This window comes from Asanoa siamensis, from assembly GCF_016862555.1.
In the GTDB taxonomy this organism is placed as follows: Bacteria; Actinomycetota; Actinomycetes; order Mycobacteriales; family Micromonosporaceae; genus Asanoa; species Asanoa siamensis.
In genome coordinates this window covers 1-16,567 of sequence record NZ_BONE01000124.1, presented here as the reverse complement: position 1 = coordinate 16,567, position 16,567 = coordinate 1, and the positions used below count along the sequence as shown (strand labels likewise).

The 16,567-nt window shown below is 72.0% G+C and carries 15 protein-coding genes and 3 pseudogenes; 5 read left to right on the top strand and 13 right to left on the bottom strand.

The window, feature by feature from the left end; genetic code table 11:
* The first annotated feature begins 190 nt into the window (after positions 1–190).
* Together Asi02nite_RS38785 and Asi02nite_RS38780 are read left to right on the top strand one after the other, a co-directional pair.
* Positions 191–676, top strand: coding sequence for an HAD domain-containing protein (locus tag Asi02nite_RS38785; protein ID WP_203719044.1), 486 nt, complete (start codon positions 191–193; stop codon positions 674–676).
* A 6-nt stretch (positions 677–682) separates the two neighbouring features.
* Positions 683–1,219 carry a P-loop nucleotide/nucleoside kinase family protein gene (locus tag Asi02nite_RS38780; RefSeq protein ID WP_203719043.1) on the top strand — a complete coding sequence of 179 codons (537 nt, stop codon included), beginning with the start codon at positions 683–685 and terminating at the stop codon, positions 1,217–1,219.
* A 2-nt stretch (positions 1,220–1,221) separates the two neighbouring features.
* Here the strand turns inward: Asi02nite_RS38780 and Asi02nite_RS38775 are convergent, their stop codons facing one another.
* Positions 1,222–1,410 carry a hypothetical protein gene (locus tag Asi02nite_RS38775; RefSeq protein ID WP_203719042.1) on the bottom strand — a complete coding sequence of 63 codons (189 nt, stop codon included), beginning with the start codon at positions 1,408–1,410 and terminating at the stop codon, positions 1,222–1,224.
* A gap of 689 nt (positions 1,411–2,099) precedes the next feature.
* Between Asi02nite_RS38775 and Asi02nite_RS38770 the strand changes: the two genes are divergently transcribed.
* A complete protein-coding gene (locus Asi02nite_RS38770) occupies positions 2,100–3,518 on the top strand; it encodes a sensor domain-containing diguanylate cyclase (RefSeq protein ID WP_203719041.1) in 1,419 nt (472 codons plus the stop codon).
* An 85-nt stretch (positions 3,519–3,603) separates the two neighbouring features.
* Here Asi02nite_RS38770 and Asi02nite_RS42915 read toward each other — a convergent pair.
* Positions 3,604–3,840, bottom strand: a pseudogene (locus tag Asi02nite_RS42915) (glycosyltransferase); the annotation flags it as partial.
* Positions 3,841–4,212: 372 nt separating this feature from the next.
* Entirely contained in the window at positions 4,213–4,680 is a 468-nt protein-coding gene (locus Asi02nite_RS38760) for a glycosyltransferase family protein (protein WP_203719040.1), read from the bottom strand.
* A 386-nt stretch (positions 4,681–5,066) separates the two neighbouring features.
* On the opposite strand from Asi02nite_RS38760, the pseudogene Asi02nite_RS42115 reads away from it, so the two are divergent.
* Positions 5,067–5,219: pseudogene (locus Asi02nite_RS42115) on the top strand (phospho-N-acetylmuramoyl-pentapeptide-transferase); the annotation flags it as partial.
* Positions 5,220–5,796: 577 nt separating this feature from the next.
* Here Asi02nite_RS42115 and Asi02nite_RS38755 read toward each other — a convergent pair.
* From Asi02nite_RS38755 to Asi02nite_RS38740, 4 genes are all read right to left on the bottom strand, one after another.
* Complete coding sequence (locus Asi02nite_RS38755) at positions 5,797–6,636, bottom strand: hypothetical protein (protein WP_203719039.1); 840 nt, start codon at positions 6,634–6,636, stop codon at positions 5,797–5,799.
* Positions 6,629–7,126, bottom strand: coding sequence for a SigE family RNA polymerase sigma factor (locus tag Asi02nite_RS38750; RefSeq protein ID WP_203719038.1), 498 nt, complete (start codon positions 7,124–7,126; stop codon positions 6,629–6,631). The genes Asi02nite_RS38755 and Asi02nite_RS38750 overlap by 8 nt, the downstream gene beginning before the upstream one ends.
* A 65-nt stretch (positions 7,127–7,191) precedes the next feature.
* Complete coding sequence (locus Asi02nite_RS38745) at positions 7,192–7,899, bottom strand: hypothetical protein (RefSeq protein WP_203719037.1); 708 nt, start codon at positions 7,897–7,899, stop codon at positions 7,192–7,194.
* Positions 7,896–8,399 carry a SigE family RNA polymerase sigma factor gene (locus tag Asi02nite_RS38740; protein WP_203719036.1) on the bottom strand — a complete coding sequence of 168 codons (504 nt, stop codon included), beginning with the start codon at positions 8,397–8,399 and terminating at the stop codon, positions 7,896–7,898. The genes Asi02nite_RS38745 and Asi02nite_RS38740 overlap by 4 nt, the downstream gene beginning before the upstream one ends.
* 137 nt (positions 8,400–8,536) lie before the next feature.
* Here Asi02nite_RS38740 and Asi02nite_RS38735 point away from each other — a divergent pair, with 137 nt between their 5' ends.
* Positions 8,537–9,313: a DUF3152 domain-containing protein gene (locus Asi02nite_RS38735; RefSeq protein ID WP_203719035.1), complete on the top strand. Its 777-nt coding sequence runs from the start codon at positions 8,537–8,539 to the stop codon at positions 9,311–9,313.
* Positions 9,314–9,360: 47 nt separating this feature from the next.
* Here the strand turns inward: Asi02nite_RS38735 and Asi02nite_RS42910 are convergent, their stop codons facing one another.
* From Asi02nite_RS42910 to Asi02nite_RS38710, 6 genes and pseudogenes are all read right to left on the bottom strand, one after another.
* The gene (locus tag Asi02nite_RS42910) at positions 9,361–9,792 is read right to left on the bottom strand and encodes an HD domain-containing protein (RefSeq protein WP_203719045.1); all 432 of its coding nucleotides are present in this window, start codon (positions 9,790–9,792) and stop codon (positions 9,361–9,363) included.
* Between the two features lie 328 nt (positions 9,793–10,120).
* A pseudogene (locus Asi02nite_RS42905) lies at positions 10,121–10,957 on the bottom strand (lanthionine synthetase LanC family protein); the annotation flags it as partial.
* Between the two features lie 153 nt (positions 10,958–11,110).
* Positions 11,111–12,991 carry a serine/threonine protein kinase gene (locus tag Asi02nite_RS38725; RefSeq protein WP_203719034.1) on the bottom strand — a complete coding sequence of 627 codons (1,881 nt, stop codon included), beginning with the start codon at positions 12,989–12,991 and terminating at the stop codon, positions 11,111–11,113.
* A gap of 45 nt (positions 12,992–13,036) precedes the next feature.
* Positions 13,037–14,635 (bottom strand): cation:proton antiporter, encoded by a 1,599-nt coding sequence (locus Asi02nite_RS38720; RefSeq protein WP_203719033.1) that lies wholly within the window; start codon positions 14,633–14,635, stop codon positions 13,037–13,039.
* An 89-nt stretch (positions 14,636–14,724) separates the two neighbouring features.
* Positions 14,725–15,765, bottom strand: coding sequence for a Gfo/Idh/MocA family protein (locus Asi02nite_RS38715; protein WP_203719032.1), 1,041 nt, complete (start codon positions 15,763–15,765; stop codon positions 14,725–14,727).
* Positions 15,762–16,502 carry a ThuA domain-containing protein gene (locus tag Asi02nite_RS38710; RefSeq protein ID WP_203719031.1) on the bottom strand — a complete coding sequence of 247 codons (741 nt, stop codon included), beginning with the start codon at positions 16,500–16,502 and terminating at the stop codon, positions 15,762–15,764. Before Asi02nite_RS38710 ends, Asi02nite_RS38715 begins: the two co-directional genes overlap by 4 nt.
* Between the last annotated feature and the right edge of the window lie 65 nt (positions 16,503–16,567).

Sequence of the window (16,567 nt, the reverse complement as noted above, 5' to 3'; positions counted from 1 at the left end):
CACGCTATCGCCGCCGCGCCGCCGCGCCGCCGCGCCGCCGCGCCGCCGCGCCGCCGCGCCGCCGCGCCGCCGCGCCGCCACGCTATCGCCGCCGTGCCGCCGTGCCGCCGGAGGCGGCGGCGTTTGTCGGCGTGGCCGGCCGTTTGCAAAGGCGTTGCCGGCGGTCCGTGGGTGGTCGGACAATCTGCGGGTGTTGGCCGCTCGCCCGCTGCTGTTGCTCGACGTCGACGGGGTGCTCTCCCCCTTCGCGGCCGCAGGCTGCCCGCCCGGCTACAAGGAGTACCCCTTCTTCCCCGACGAGGATCCCGTCTGGCTCTGCCTCGACCACGGCGCCTGGCTGCGCCAGATGGCCGAATACTTCGATCTCGTCTGGGCCACCGGCTGGGGCATCGAAGCCAACCGCCACATCGCGCCCGTGCTCGGCCTCGGACAGCTACCCGTGGTCGAGTTCCCGGCCACGCCGTTCCATCCGCGGGAGAAGGTGCCCGCGATCGACGCCTACGCCGCCGACCGGCCCGCGCTCTGGATCGACGACGCCCACACCCCCGAAGGCCGCGAATGGGCCACCAACCGCCGAGAGCCCACCATGCTGGTCGACGTCGACCCGGCGATCGGCCTCACCCGCGACCACGTCGACCGCGCGCTGCGCTGGGCGCGAGCCCGTACGGACCGCTGACCGACGATGGCCACCCTGTTCCTCATCGTCGGCCTGCCCGCGGCCGGCAAGACCACCCTCGCGCGCCGGCTCGCGGCCGAGCACCAGGCGCTGCGCCTCACGCCCGACGAGTGGATGATCCCGCTCTTCGGAGAGTCGGACCCCGACGGCCGTCGAGACGTGCTCGAAGGCCGGCTCGTCTGGGTCGCGCGGGAGACGCTGCGGGCGGGCACCGACGTGGTGCTCGACTTCGGCTTCTGGTCCCGCGACGAACGCTCGGCCCTGCGCCAACTGGCCCACGAGATCGGCGCCACCTGCCAGGTGATCTACCTGCCGATCGACCGCGAGACCCAACTCGCCCGGATCCGCCACCGCCAACAAATCACCCCGGAGCAGACGTTCCCGATGTCCGACGCGGACGTCGACGAGTGGCGCCACCTGTTCGAGGTGCCCGACCCCACCGAACTGGCCGGAACCGACCTACCCGCACCACCGGAAAGCTGCCCGGACTGGGCGACCTGGACCGCCGCCCGCTGGCCGTCGTCCCGTGAAGAACCGGGTTGACGTCAGCATCGGGATTCGGTCGCCGCCTGGCTGTCCGGACCCGCGCCGACGTCCTCCGGCCGCAGCATGCCCGACCGTGGGATCTCCGCGGACACGGCGGAAGGAGCCGCAGCGGGCAACGGCGGGGCCTCCCGGTCGCGCCGGGCCAGACCGACCGCGCCGGCGGTCACCGCCGCCACCAGCACCACCACGGCGAACGAGTACGCGAAGATGAGCGTGATTCAGCTTTCCGAGCAATAGGACATGTCCCGGGTCCGCGGTGGTGCGGACCGTCGCTCCCGCCGGACACCGGGTCGGGGCCTAGGGGGCCCGACCCTGCCAGGTCCGCGGGTGGTCCGGCCCTGTCGGGTCCGCGGTTGGTCTGGACCGATCAGCCTGCCTTCGGCGTGGCGGCCTTTCCTGGTCCGTGGCGGGCCAGGAATCGGTCGACCTCCCGTCGGCTGGTGAGCGTGACCACCTCGGCGTGTCCGGCGTGCTCTTCGAGCAACCTCCACCCAAGCGGCCGCATCGTCCGTCGTAGGTGGATCAGCGGCAGGTCGAGACCTCGGGCCAGTCGCCGGGCCAGCGTGGACTTCCCAATACCCGCCACCCGACGACGATCCGTTCCACGAAGGCCCGCTATCGCCTTTGGCGTGGTTGGCAGGCGCTAAACCCCGTCAGCCGGTAGGCGTGAACGGTCGACCGAATCCGCGGCTAGCGTCCCTCAGGATGTACTGCTGCTCGGTCGGCCGCACGAGAGCCCTGGAGAAGGCTGCCGTTCTCGGTCGGCAACCTACGGAATCCGCTGCCAGAACCCCGCCTGTCAACACATGAGGCCGGTGGTGACGATGGTGAAATCCTTCGGCCGGTACCACTACGGATGGTGTTAGACTAAGCCAGCATGGGTTCCGTTCGGCGGCTGACAATCGTGATCGCGGTTGCGCTGGTCGCGGCGTTGATCACCGGAGCAGGCCTGTACGTAGGGTTCAGGCAGGCCGCTGACAGCGACGGCCTGCGCCGCGACTTCGCGAACCGAGCCAGTCTGGCGGCGGATCTGACCAGCAGCACGTTGGTTGCGAGCGATAGTCAGAACCGGCAATTTGCTGAGGAGTTTCTTGCTGGTCCCGACAGCACGTTGCAGACCGCGCTGGCCAAGGAGACAACGGCGACAGAGTTCGCAGTAGTACTCGGTTCGGACGGCGAAGTGCTGGCGTCGGTGCCAGCCCCACTCGCTGATGACGCGGCCCGAGCGATCGTCGGTGACACCCGAGCGCGGGCTCTGCAGAGCGGGACGATCGCCTTCGGCAACTATGTCTCGGACCAGGTCACGGGTAAGCCTGTCGCGGGTCCAGTCATGACAGTCGCGTACTCCAGCAGCAATGGCATCCGTCTTCTGACCCAGATGGTGCCGCTGGAGGTACTCCAGCGTTTCACTGATGGTTATCTGGCCGCTGCGTTGAACGTCGCCGGCGGTCGGGCGCAGTTGATCGATGGCCAGAATAACGTCATTGCTACGACCGGCACTGAGCCTATCGGTCGGCAGATGACCGACCGTGCGTTGGCTTCGCGGCTGGCATACGAATCGACCGGCACGGTGAATGGCAACTACTACGCGGCTGCCGCCGTACAAGGCACCCCTTGGCGGATCGTATTCTCGGCATCCGGTGATGCGGTGCTGAACCCGACAGACTCGACACGGCAGGTCAGCTGGCAGTTGTTCGGCGCCTTCGTGGCAGCGGTAGCGTGCCTCGTCGCCCTCGCGGTGACCGCGTTGCGACGTTCGGCTCGACTCGCGCATGCTCACCTCCACGACGGACTGACGGGCCTGCCGAACCGTGCCCTCTGGATGGATCGCGTGCAGCAAGCTCTGGACAAACGCTCGAAGGAGGCGGGCCTCGCCGTCCTCTTCCTCGATCTCGATGGCTTCAAAGCCGTCAACGACACCTATGGCCACAGTGCGGGCGACGCTCTGTTGGTTGATGTCGCAGAACGACTGCGGGCGACGACTCGCCGCGGGGACATCGTGGGTCGTTTCGGCGGCGACGAGTTTCTGGTGCTGGGTACGGACCTTGCCCCTGCGAGCGCCGTAGAGCTGGCCTACCGCGTCCGAGCTTCGATCGCTGAACCGATGGATGTGGCCGGACGACGGCTGACCATCGGTGTCTCGATCGGGATCGCCTCACCCGACAGCGAGACGGTCGAAGCGGATGCACTCGTACACCGGGCGGACCTCGCGATGTATCGGGCCAAAGAGCGAGAGAGCGGGGTAGCCTGCTTCGACGGGGATACGGCCACTCCAACGGTGGGACCCGAAGTATGAGCCAACCGTCACGTGTCCGCGCGGGGCGAGTCGCGAGCTCGAGCAGGAGTGCGACTGCCCGAGGTGTTCCCGCTTCGGAGCGCACCAGGTCTCCGAGTTCGGCCGCCCTACGGTGGATCGTGGCGTCGGACCTGGTCGCTTCGACGGCGTTGATGAGGCGCTCGACGGTCATCCGGCGCTGTGCGACGGGTTGTACGGCAACGCCGATGGATTGCATCCGCTTGGACCAGAACGGCTGCTCACCGGTGACGGGGCAGAGCACCTGCGGGCGTCCGGCACGCAGCGCGGCGGCTGTCGTGCCCGCTCCGCCGTGGTGGATGGCCGCTACGGTGCGGGAAAAGCCACTCGTGCGGAGCTTCGTCGACGACGTGGACGGAGTCGGTGTGCGCGCCTGCCATTGCGATCCCGACGTAGAAAGGCGGTGGGCCGCTGTCGAGGAACCTGGCCAGGCGGGCGACGGACGCTGGTCCGTGTTGGCGAGGGCCCAGTGTCCTGTAACAGGTGCGTATCCGGGCCAGTCGTCCGGCTGCGGGAGGACATGGCGACTGAACGGTTGAAGTACGAATGCCGGGCCCCGTCGGGGCGGCGGAACGGGTCACCGGATCCGCGCCGGGTCCTCAGCCCGAGTCCTGCACGCCAGTGCTTTCCTATCGATCCCAAAGCATCTGAGGTGCGAGCGCGGCCGGTCGGTAGCTCAGACGGTTGAGGGATCTGGGCAGCCACGGCGGCGCCTACATCGGGCACGGAGGCGCTGGTCGGAACCCAGATCGGCTGCGGAGACCGGGACTGCGGGGACGCCGAGGGCCTCGGCGAGGTGCTCGCCGGGAAGCGGAGTGTGGTGCACGACGACGTCGGTTCGGGCGGGGACGGCTGCGATGATGTCGTCGAGCGCGGCGGCGATGTGCCGCCGGGTCCGATGCACGACCTTAATGGCTGTCCGTTTCGCCTTCAGCCCGTGGTAGTTCGTCGTCAGTGCCTTTTGGATGTGAGGCTCGTCGGTGAGCCGGTTCCACCGGTCGTCTATGGGCGCGAATGGAACGCCTCCGGAAGCAGCGGGCGGCTCGTAACATGCCGGACCGGCCACTAACACCTCATGGCCAGCCTCGGACAGCGCGCGTCCCAGCGCGACGAGCGGTCGGCGTTCGACCAGCTCTCGAACCATATGTCGCGCCTGCGGGTCACCCTGCTCGAGGGCCGCGAAGTCACGGAGCAGGTGAGGCAGCTCTTCGTCCGCTGGAACCGACACATCGTTGGCCGGCGGCCCGAAGAGATCGCCCAGTACCTACCGGGCTTGATCAGAGACAGTGGCCGAGCGGCACGTGACCTGTTCCACCTCACGCGGACCGCTGCCAGTCCGCCAGGCCTACCCCATTGATCACCCGAGTGGGCGCCAAGAACGCAACGAACCCGTGAGTCAAGCGCGAGCTCGCCGTGTGCCCCGAGCCTCCCTGGCCGGGATGCTTCGGTTCGGGTTCGATGGCAAGTCATGTTTTCGTGACTGATGATCTGGCGAATGACAACCCGCACGGCCGGCTCGTGGGGGCGTCCGTGAGGGCGGTCATCGTCGCGGCGGCGGTCGCGTTCATCATCTCGCTGTTCGGCACGCCGGTGGCCATCCGGGTCTTCATGGCGCTCAAGGCGGGCCAGCGGATCCGATCCATCGGGCCCGCCACCCACCTCAAGAAGAAGGGCAACTCCACCACATCGCCCCGTACTCGGCCTCGCTCAGCCTCCGGTGGCCGAGTTTCCGCGACGCCGTTCCATCCGCGCGGGAAAGAGTCGGTGGTCGACGTCTACGCCGGCTCGCGACCCGCGCTCTGGATCGACGACGCCCACACCCCCGAAGGTCGCGCATGGGCCGCCACCCGCCGTCCGTCCACCCTCCTGATCGAACATCGGCCCGGCTACCGGCCTACCCGCGCGGACATCGACCGGACGCCGCTCGCGCGGTCACTCGCGGCCGAGCACCGGGCGTTGCGGCTCACGCCCGACGACTGGATGATCCGGCTGTTCGGAGAGTCGGACGCCTACGGCCGCCGCTACGTCCTCGAGGGCCGGCTCGTACCCAACTCGCCCGGATCCGCCACCGCCAGGTGGTCACGCCCGAGAAAGTTCCCGGTGTCCGAGGTGGACGTAGACGAGAGGCGCGACCTGTTCGAAGAGCCGACCCGACCGAACCAGCCGGCACCAACCACTCCGCGGCGCTGGAAGGTCACCGGGACTGGGCGACGTGAGCCGCGGGTCGCTGGCCGTTGTCCTCCCGTGATGCGGCCTGAGGTCAGCACCTCGGAGCGGCCGCCGGGCATAGCCGCTGCGCGGCGCTGCTGGCGATCCGCCGCAGCTCCGCGACCGACGTGCCGGCGCGCGGTTCCAGCACGGTGACCAGGTCGCCGACCTGCACGTAGGCCGAGAGGACGCTCGACTCTCCGATCACCTCACCGGTGTCCGCGTTTCGTGTGATCGCGTCGTGCCGCACCAGGATCGAGTCGTCGCCCGCGAACCCGCTCGCCACGATCGGCCAGCCGTACCGGCCCTGGGCCGCGACTGTGCGGCCGGACACCTCCCGCTCTCCGGTCCGCGTGAAGCCCTCGCAGTAGGTCGTGGCCGCGCGCAGGTCGCGGAGGACCGCCGCGGCCTGCGGCGCATCGGCCAGGCGGTACGCCGCCTGCCCGAGGACGACAGGCTGTGCCGGCCGGTCGCGCGCCGTGCCGAGCAGCAGGGTCTGGCGGTGGGAGTGGCGCGAGCGAAGGGCGAGCAGGGCCGGCGCGCGCTCCCGCAAGCAGGACTCGAGCATGACCTCGAACCTGAGCGGCTGGAATGCGTCCTCCCCGTCGGTTTGGGTGTCCGGCCCGGCGCCGACGTCCTCCGGCCGCAGCAGGGCGGACCGCGGGATCACCGAAGGCCCCGCAGTCGGTGACACGGCGGGCACAGGCTGAGGCTCTGGGTCGGGCCGGGCCAGGCCGACCGCGCCGGCGGCCACGACGGTCACCAGCACCACGGCGGCGAACGTACGCTGCCGCCGGCGCCGGACCCGGCGACGCACATCCGCACCGCGCGGCAGCCGCACGGCGGTCAGGTCGCTCCGTACCTCGTCCATGAGGTCCTGCAACTCAGGCATCGGCGTGCTCCCCGGAGTCGATTGCCAGCAACTCGCCCAGCGCGGCCCGGCCACGGTGCAGTCGGGCCTTCACGGTGCCGACGGGTGCGCTGGTCTCCCGGGCGATGTCGACGACCGGCATGCCGAGCAGGTAGTGCATGGCCACGGCCCTCCGCTGCTCGTCGGGAAGGCGGCGCAGCGCCGCCACCACCGCAACCGTGTTGAGGCTGGGCGCGGGCACGGGATCCGCCGCCCCGTGCCGCAGATAGGCGCGCGCCCGCCCCCGGATCCGCCGCCACCGCGAGATCGCGATCCGGTTGGCCACCATCCGCATCCAGGCCTCGGGCTCGTCGTACGCCTCGATCGTGGACCAGTGTTGCCAGGCCTGCATGTACGCCTCCTGCACCACGTCCTGCGCCTCGGGCAGGTCGCCGGTGAGCAGGAAGACGTACCCGAGCAGCCGTCGGCAGCTGCCCTGGTAGAACTGGTCGAACCCGGCGCCGTCCGCCAACGCACCTACCTCCTCCGGTCGATGCAAAGGACACGTGCGGCGCCGAGGAGAGGTTGCAGAAAGATTTACAAGCGGCGGTTGTGAACATCATGGGCGACGATCCCGTCCAGCGGTACGCCCGGCGCCAGTTCCGTCGGATCGAACCAGAAGATCACCACCTGCGGGTCCTCGCTCCACCGCGCCAGCCGGGCCTTCATGTTCTGGCCGTCGACCGTACCGATGATGCTGTGTGCCGGACCCACGAAGTAGCCGAACGTCGGCACCTGCGGGTCCGTCAGGCGGCCGTCCGACTGGTCGCAGCCGATCTCGTGGAAGCCGGCGCTGCGGTCGTTGCCCTTGACGTCGTTCACCAGATAGTCCGCGGTCAGCGCGCCGCCCGGCAGCCTGCGACCACCGACCAGCCCGATCCGCACCCGGGGCACGTGCGGCACCTCGACCGGCACGAAGTAGTAGACCCGCTCCTCGGCGCCGTACCGGATGCCGGTGTCGACCACCCCGCCGACCGGCGCGGGCGGCGCGTCGGACGGGGCCACGGACGTCGGGAGGACCGCGGCCGGCGTCGGATGGTGCTGGGCCGGTGGGGGATCGGCCCGGTCGACCACGGTGAACGCGGCCGCGGCCACGAACGCCGCCGCCAGCGTCGCGCCGCCGGTGCGCACCATCCGCCGCCGCCGGCGCAACCGCCGCCCGTCGCGCATGATGGCGGCCACGTCGAGGGCGGTGGGCCGCTCCGTCGCGCGCATCGCGTCGCGCAACCGCTTCAGCTCGCTCATGGGCACGTTTCCTGGGTCTCTGGCGCGCGGATGCCGGCGGCCCGCAGCTTTTCCAGCGCACGCGAGCTCGTGCTCTTGACGGTCCCGAGGGAAACGCCGAGCTCCTCGGCCACCTTCGCCTCCGCGAGGTCGAAGTAGTAGCGCAGCACGACGATGGCCCGCTCGCGCGGGCTGAGCGCACCGAGCACCGAGACCAGCCATCGCCGGGTGGTGACCTCGTCGGCGACGTCGGCGCCGCGTTGCTCCGGCACGTCCTCGGTCGGGTACTCCCGGATCGGCCGGCGCCAGCCGTCGACGAGGTGGTTGACGAGGACGCTGCGCGCGTACCCGTACGCGTCGCCCTCCCGGATGCGCGACCAGGACGCGTACGTCCGGACCAGCGCCGTCTGCGCCGCGTCCTCGGCCCGGTGGTGGTCGCCCGTCATCAGGAACGCGGCGTGCACGAGCCGCGCGGACGCCGCCCCCGCGAACTCCACGAACTCCGCGTCACCCCGGGTCACCGCGACCCCTTCCGTTCCACGCGGGAAAGGACGGATGAGGGCGGTGAAAGGTTGAGTCCCCGCGAGATCAACTTCCTGGCCTGGTCACCCGTCTCTCCTCCCGCGCAGCCGCAGGCCGGCGGCGCGAGGGGAGAGAGATGCTGCGACAGGGTACGCGTCGGCGCCGGACCGCCGCGACGGCACTGCTGGCCATGCTGCTGGGCGGCTGCGCCGCGCAGGTGCCGGTGGACGTCCCGGCGAAGGTGGCGGAGCCCACCCGCACACCGACGGCGCGGATGTCCCGCGCGCCGGTCGCCGCCATCAGCTACCCGGCCGCGGGCCGTGACCGCTGGTCGACGGCGGCCGCCGAGTCCCCGGCCCCACGCGGCAGCGGCCGCCTGCTGCGCTACCGGGTGGCGGTCGAGCGCGACATCACCGGCCTGCCGGTGGGCGTGGTGGCGGACGCGATCACCGCGACACTGAACGACCCGCGCGGCTGGACCGCCGGCGGCCAGTGGCGACTGCGCCGGGTGGGCGCCGGCCAGCCGGCCGACTTCACCATCTATCTCGCCACCCCCGGCACCCGCGACCACCTGTGCCAGGACATCCCGGACGGTTACACCTCGTGCCGCAACGGCAACCGGGTGGTGCTCAACGTGGCGCGTTGGGTCAAGGGCGTGCCAGGGTACGGGGCCGGCCTGGCCACCTACCGCCAGTACATGGTCAACCACGAGGTCGGCCACCGCCTCGGCTTCGGTCACGAACTCTGCCCGGGCCGCGGCCGCCCGGCCCCGGTCATGCAACAACAGACGTTGGGCCTGCACGGCTGCACGGCCAACGCCTGGCCGAACCGCGACGACCACCCCTACCACGGCCCATCCGGCGCCTACGACGACGCCCTACCACCCCGCGAAGGCGCCCACCGCCCTGACTGATGCGCCGTCGATTGCTGTCCGGCGGCTCGAGCGGCCGGGCAGCATGGTCACAGGTCCAGGAGCACCGCGCGGGCCTCCGCGTATTTGCGGCGCAACCGGGCCGCCGTTGCTTCGTCCAAGAGCGCCAGGCGGGTCTCGTCGCTGTTGGTCGTGTTGTCCGCCAGCTTGACCAGCCTGCCCAGCGGGTCCGCGGCCGCCCGGCGGATGCCGTCCAGATAGGACTCGTCCGGGCGGTGCGAGACAGCGTCGACCGCCGACACGACCCGCTCCGAATAGCCCATCGCGCGCAGGTCCGCGAGCGTCACGCCGCAGTCCTCGACCACGTCGTGCAGCAACCCGGCCATGACCGCCTCGTCGCCGTGGGCGGTCAGCAGCGCCGCGACGGCCCGTGGGTGGGCGATGTACGGCCGCCCGGCCTTGTCGACCTGGCCCGCGTGACAACGCGCGGCGAACGCGTCGGTGTCTTCCACTGTCGGCATCGTGGCTATGGCTCCTCGGTGAGACCGGCGCGGCTCGTGCGCAGCGCGTCCGGGACGCACCACCACTGGTCCGGGCGATCGAGCACGCGCGCCTCCGGCCCGGTCTCCAGGACCCGGCCCAGCCGCAGCAGGAACGCCGCGATCCCGGCTGCCCCTGCATCCAGGAAACCCCCGGCGGCAGCAGCGGCGGGTCCTGCCGGTGCTCGACGAAGCGCCACCGCGCCCCCTCGGCGTCCCGGACCGCGCGCTCGACCAGCGCGTCGCCCATCCGCCGGGCACCGTCGAGGAGCCATTCCTCACCCGCGTCCTGGTACGCGTCGAGCAGGATGTCCCCGACCCCCGCGGTGCCGCAGCAGCGCCCGTCGTTGTCCCAGAAACCCGGGCGCAGCCGGGCCGGCACGCCCGCGGCGAGCACCGCGCGCAGGCAGCGGTGGCGCAGGTCGCCGACGTCGTGGCCGCCGACCGTGCGCACGCCGGCCCGGGCGAGCGCGGCGAAAAACTGCGAGGTGCCCGCCGGCCCGTGGCACCACGTGTAGGTGACCGGTTCCACGTCCCGCGTCGAGTACGGCAGCGTGTGCGGGACGACGAACCCGTCGTCGGCGAGGTCGCCGACGTGCAGCAGGTGCTCGGCGCCGCGCACGGCGGCGTCGACGAAGTCCGCGCGGCCCAAAGCGTGCCCGGCGACGGCGAGCGCCGACCCGACCCCGGCGGTGCCGTGCGAGAAGTTGGGGCTGCTGGACCGGTAGCCGGGCCACATCCGCCAGTCGAGGCCGCCCGCGGTCTCCTCCGCCCGGCGCAGCAGCGCCGTCCCACCGCCGGCCACGACGTCGTCGGCCGCGGAACCGCCCGCCCACAGGGCGGTCAGCACGATGCCGGCGGTGCCCAGGACGATGTCGGTGACCGGGCCCTCGTATCCCAGGTCGAGCGTCGTGTCCCAGCCGTCGGCGGTGCGCAGGTCGGCGATCCGCCGCAGCGCCACCGCCTCGCGACCGGGTGCCAGCAGCCGCAACGCCATGGCGCTGCCGGCCAGCCCGTCGTACAGCGAGGCCTCACGCGTCGTCGACGCCTCCAGCCGCTCGACGACCCGCTCGGCCAGCCGACGCTCGGCGCCGGTCAGCTCACGACCGGCCGCGATCTCCGCGAGCAGCGGCGCCAGCCCGGCCACGCCCGCGTAGAGGGAGTCCCGGTCGGCCGGCGGCGCCGTCGCGCCCTCCTCGGCCAGCCAGGGCCCGTCGTCGTCGCGCACCCGCGTGCGTACCCACGCCCACGCGTCCTCGCCCACCTCGCGATACGTCACCGCTGCACGCTACAGAACCCCTCAGCGCTCCAGCGTACGGATCTCGATGTTCGCGAACGAGACGGAGAACGGTGGTGTGGTGTCCGTCTGGCCGTCCTGGAAGATGCCCAGGACCACGCGTCCCTTCTCGAAGCCGGCCCCGGCGGCCGTGCCGACCTGCGCGCCGTCCCTGGCGAACGTCAGGTTGGGCCCGCTCGCCGTGATGGCGACCCTGGTCGCCGTGTCCAGCGGGATCGGCTCGGCGAGTTGGAAGGTGCGCAGCGGCGTGATGGTGGAGGGGCCGCCGGCGCCATGCGTCGCCAGGTAGTAGGCCTCGCCGCAGACGCGCAGGACGAAGCCGGCCGTGTCGAAGCGGAACCAGACCGCGGCACAACTGCCCGGGGTACGCAGCCGCACGTCGACGGCGACGCTGAAGTCGGTCAGCACGTCGGGCACCCCGGGGCAGCGGTACGAGCCGAGAGTGTCCCGGGTGACCACGAACGCGTTGTCGTACGCGCAGGTCGCGTGGTTGACCGCGTCGGTGCGGACCGGCCACACGCCGGGCGCCGTGAGCGGGTCGGCGATGACCACCTGGCCGGGCGGCGCCGAGCCGGCCGGCGCCGTCGGAGTGGGAGTCGGGGTCGTGGCCGCGGCACTCGTGGCCGGCGGGTTGGCCGCGCCGCCGTCGGACGGGAGGCCGCGGTAGACGAGGCCCGCGACGGTCAGTGACGTGGCCAGCGCCGCGATCGCGATCACCAGCACCAGAACCCGACTCCACCGGCCACCCGAGGACCGGGCCGAAGGCGCCGAAGCGGGCGAAGGGCTCGGTGCGGACGAAGGGGTCGACGACGGCGGCGGCGCGGGCGGAGGCGGCGTCGCCCGCGCCGAGGCCCGCGGCGGCCGCCCGTCGAACAGCGTCGTCGCATCGGGATCGGGAACCACGGCGGGGGTCAGGGCGGACGGTGCGGCGGCATCGGCGACGGTCACGGGATCGCCCCTGTCCGTCGCCTGGACGGCCTCCTCCGCGGCGACCTGCAGCGCCGGCTGCCGGGCGAACGCCGCGGCCAGGTCGGGCGAGCGGGACGCGCCCGTCGTCAGCAGCCGGTCGAGCAGCCCGCGGGCGGTCGGTCGGTCCTCCGGGCTCTTGGCGAGCGACTGCTCGACCAGGTCGCGCAACAGGCCGGAAAGGCCGGAAAGGTCCGGCGGCTGGGTGAGGATCCGCGCGGCCACCACCGGTGCGTGGTCGGACCCGAACGCGTTCCGGCCGGTGCCCGCGAAGGCGATCACCGCACCCCACGAGAAGATGTCCGCCGCCGGGGTGATGGCTGAACCGGTGGACGGCTCGAACCGTTCCGGCGCCATGTATCCGACGGTGCCGACCATCTGGTCGGTGCGGGTGAGGCCGGTCGTCGCCTGCGGCGAGTGGGCGATGCCGAAGTCGATCACCTTCGGGCTGCCCGCCGCCAGCAGGACGTTGTTGGGCTTCAGGTCGCGGTGGATCACGCCGGCGCCGTGGATCGCGGTGAGTGCGGTGGCGACGCCGATCGCGAGCCCGTGCAGGTTCGACTGCGACAGCGGACCGCGCTCCGCCACGACGGCCGCGAGGCTCGGCCCGTCGACGTACTCGACGACCAGGTAGGGCATGTCGTGGTTCGGGTCGGCGTCGAGCACCTCGGCCGTGCAGAACGGCGGCACCTGCCGGGCGCGGTTGACCTCGCTGCGGAACCGGCGCCGGAACTGCTCGTCGTGGGCCAGGTCCGTGCGGATCACCTTGACGGCCACCGGCACGCCGTCGGGCGTGTGCGCGAGGTAGACGGTGCCCATGCCGCCCTCGCCGAGCCGACCGACCACTGTGTACCGGCCGAGCCGGCGCGGGTCTCCGTCGCGCAGGGGCCGCCCCTGTGGCGCCTGGTTGCCGGCCATCGTTCCCTTACTCCCGCCTGCGTCGAGCTTCCGTACGAGTGTGCGTCATGCCGGTGCCGGCATCGGTGGTGCCGTCGGCAATCCGCTCTTCGCGGGTGCGTCCCGTCGGGCGCGTACGAGCAGGTGTGTGCCCGCCGCCTCGCCGGTGCCCACGACCAGAGCCGACGGAGGCGCGGTCGATCCGAAGGCGACCCCGTTCCCGAGTTCCTGCACGATATACGTAAGGCGGCGCGGCGGGCGGCCCCCGGCGTCCACGACGAGATCCACACCGTGGGCGGCGGCCAGGTCGGCGCCGATCCGCACCGCCGCCTCGCCGTCGGCGTCCGCGCTCGCCCGCACGAACACCCCGGCCCACGTGGCCGGCAGCGGGGCGACGACGGTGACCAGGCTCGTCCCGATGTCCCGGCGCAAGGCCTGGTAGCCGTCCTGGTCGGCCGTGACGACCAGGACGTCCGGCTGGGTCGCGTCGACCTGGGCCGACATCTCGGCCGCCGGATCGGCACTGAACCGGGCGAACACGGGTGCCGACGGGCCGGCGCGCCGGACGGGCTCGGCGAGCTCCGCCAGTTCGGCCATGGAGGCGGTCATGGCCACCAGGTCTCCGGACAGGCCGGTCCCGACCTCGACCCGCGCGCTCGGGTACGGCAGCACGCGACTGAGAATCACCTCGGCCGGATCGCGCCGCGCCGCCACGCCGGCTGCCAGGTCGACCAGGGGTGCCGCGGCCGCCCCGGGCGGCACGATCGCCAGCACGCGGTAGGCCTGCGGCACACCCAGGGCCGCCCGCTGCTGCTCCGCCGCGTCCTGCTCGACGAGCCGGTTCGGGTAGATCACGGCCAGCAGCGGCCCGGCCATCACCGTGGTGACGAGCGCCATCACCACCATCATCGAGAACAGCGTGTCGTTGAGGATGCCGAGTTGCACGCCGACGGTGAGGATCACGATCTCGGTGAGGCCACGGGTGTTCATCAGTGTCGCCAGGGCACCCGACCGGCGCGGGGAGATCCGGTTCAACCGCGCCCCGGCGTACGCGCCGACGAACTTGCCGGTGATCGCGACGGCCAGGATCAGGGCGAGGTCGAGCAGGCCGCGACCGTCCAGGGTGGACAAATCGACCCGGAGCCCGGCGATGACGAAGAAGACCGGCAGCAGGAGCAGAACGCTCACCTGCTCCAGCCGTTCCAGGGTCTCGTGCCGCAGGGCCTCGCCGCCGGCGCGTGGCATCACCGCGCCGAACAGGAACGCCCCGAAGATGGCGTGCACGCCGATCGCCTCGGTGACCCAGCACGACAGCAGCAGCCCCACCAGCATGACCGCGAGGATGCTCGGCGTGAGCCGGCCGGCGCGCTCGCGGGCGCTCGCGAGGCGGCGCAGCAGCGGCCGGACGACCAGGAACATCAGCAGGGTGTACGGCACGGCCAGCAGCGTCTGCCACGGCACGTCGCCGCCGCCGGCACCGATCGCGACGACGCCGGCGAGCAGCGTCCAGGCGATGACGTCGTCGACGGCGCCGCTGGCCAGCGCGAGCCCGCCGACCTCGGTCCGCAGCATGTTCCGGTCGGTGAGGATGCGCGCCAGCACCGGGAACGCGGTGACCGACATCGCCGCGCCGATGAACAGCGCGAACGGCGCGACGTCCGACACGGGCGAAGGCGCAGGTCAACAGGCGGCGAGATGATCAAGTCGATCGGCTCGAAGGGTCGCTGTTTCGGCTGGAATCCGGGAAAGTTCTGTTATCCGCGCAGGGCTTCGCGAACCGTCGGCCACGAGCGCAGCACCTCGGCCACGTCCGGTGGCGCGGTCGCGACCGCCGCCGCGTGCGCCGCGGCCAGCGTGTCGTCGATGGCGACCGGCCGGCCCGAGTCGGCCGACTCGACCGCGCACAGCACCATCGCCAGGCTCAGCACGTTGCGGTGCACCGAGGTGGCCGGGGGAGTGCCGCCGCGCAACGCCTCGACGAACACCGCCAGGGACGCGCTGATCGTCTCCAGCAGGGTGTTGGCGTCGCCGTCCTGCGAGCCCGGCGCGTGGTCGCCGTCCCACCGCGCCGTGCCGTTGCCCGTGTGGGCCTCCCAGCTCCCGTTCCAGGACGTCTCGAAATCGACGGCACACCACGACGCCGTGTACGAGTAGCGCGCGCCGGACGCGAAGCGGAACAGCGCGTTGGCCGAGGCGTCGCCCGCGTACCAGCTCCAGGGCGGGTTGTAGGCGTCGCAGAAGACCGAGACCGGCTCGTCGTCGAGCAGGTAGCGGGCCGTGTCGAACGGGTGGATGGCCATGTCGAGCAGCAGCGGGTGCGGCATCGTCTCGCGGAAGCCGCCGAAGTGCGGGCCGCGGTGGAACGTCGTGGTCAGGGAGCCGACCGGGCCGAGGGCGGAGATCTGCGACTTGAACGACGCCAGGTTGGCCTCGAACCGGCGCGACTGGCTGACCACGAACAGCGTGCCGGTCAGCGACGACAGGGCGGCCAGCGACAGCGCCTGCGGCAGCGTCTCGGTCAGCGGCTTCTCGCCCAGCACCGGCAGGCCCAGGCGCAGCGCCTCGGCGGTGACCGCGAAATGGGCGGCCGGCACGGTCGCGTCGACCACGAAGTCGGCGCCGGGCGCCACCGCGGCGAGCGACGTCGACGACGGGACACCGGCGGCCGCGCGGGCCGCCGCCGCGGCGTCGATGTCGACCACCGCGGCCAGCTCGACGTCGGGAGACGCGCGGAGGGCGGCCAGCCACTCCGCGCCCATCGCGCCGGCGCCGACCAGCACCGCGCGCAGGGTCACGCGTACCAGCCCGTCGGCGCGTACGCGATCGGCGTCTCCGCCCGGGGCGCGCCGGACGGGGCGGCCCACACCGCCGCGTTGGCGACCACCCGGCGCACGCCCGGGTGGTGGTAGACCGGGTAGTCCTGGTCGCCGGGGCTGAAGTAGAAGACCCGGCCCCGCCCGCGCCGCCACGCGCAGCCGCTGCGGAACACCTCGCCGCCGCTGAAGGAGCTCACGAACACCAGCTCGTCGGGCGCGGGGATGTCGAAGAACTCGCCGTACATCTCCTGCCGCTCGATCACCAGCGGGCTCGGTACGCCCTCGGCGACAGGGTGGTTCGGGTCCACCGTCCACACGAGCTCGCGGTCGTCGCCGTTGCGCCAGCGCAGCGCGCAGCTCGTACCCATCAGGCGTTTGAAGATCTTGGACCAGTGGCCCGAGTGCAGCACGACCAGGCCCATGCCGGCCAGCACCGCGGCCTGCACGCGGTCGACCAGGTCGTCGCTCACCTCGTCGTGGGCCAGGTGCCCCCACCAGGTCAGCACGTCCGTCGCCGCCAGCACCTCGTCGGGCAGGCCCTGCCCCTCGTCGTCCAGGGTGACGCAGCGGACCTCGACCGCGGAGCCGGCGTGTTCGGAGATGCCCGCCGCGATCGTGGTGTGCATCCCGTCGGGATACATGGCGGCCACGTTCGCGTCGCGCCGCTCGTGGCGGCCCTCGCCCCACACCGTCACGCGGATCGGTTCGTCAGCCATCGGCGCTCGCTTCCGAGATCGGGATCGTTACCCGCATTCTCGGCGAGCCCGCCACGACGCGCCAG

Excerpts from the sequence above, each read along its gene's own strand:
- Asi02nite_RS38780 (WP_203719043.1), top strand. The coding sequence starts at position 683 with ATGGCCACCCTGTTCCTCATCGTCGGCCTGCCCGCGGCCGGCAAGACC.
- Asi02nite_RS38770 (WP_203719041.1), top strand. The coding sequence starts at position 2,100 with ATGGGTTCCGTTCGGCGGCTGACAATCGTGATCGCGGTTGCGCTGGTC.
- Asi02nite_RS38760 (WP_203719040.1), bottom strand. The coding sequence starts at position 4,680 with ATGGTTCGAGAGCTGGTCGAACGCCGACCGCTCGTCGCGCTGGGACGC.
- Asi02nite_RS38755 (WP_203719039.1), bottom strand. The coding sequence starts at position 6,636 with ATGCCTGAGTTGCAGGACCTCATGGACGAGGTACGGAGCGACCTGACC.
- Asi02nite_RS38745 (WP_203719037.1), bottom strand. The coding sequence starts at position 7,899 with ATGAGCGAGCTGAAGCGGTTGCGCGACGCGATGCGCGCGACGGAGCGG.
- Asi02nite_RS38735 (WP_203719035.1), top strand. The coding sequence starts at position 8,537 with ATGCTGCGACAGGGTACGCGTCGGCGCCGGACCGCCGCGACGGCACTG.
- Asi02nite_RS42910 (WP_203719045.1), bottom strand. The coding sequence starts at position 9,792 with ATGCCGACAGTGGAAGACACCGACGCGTTCGCCGCGCGTTGTCACGCG.
- Asi02nite_RS38725 (WP_203719034.1), bottom strand. The coding sequence starts at position 12,991 with ATGGCCGGCAACCAGGCGCCACAGGGGCGGCCCCTGCGCGACGGAGAC.
- Asi02nite_RS38710 (WP_203719031.1), bottom strand. The coding sequence starts at position 16,502 with ATGGCTGACGAACCGATCCGCGTGACGGTGTGGGGCGAGGGCCGCCAC.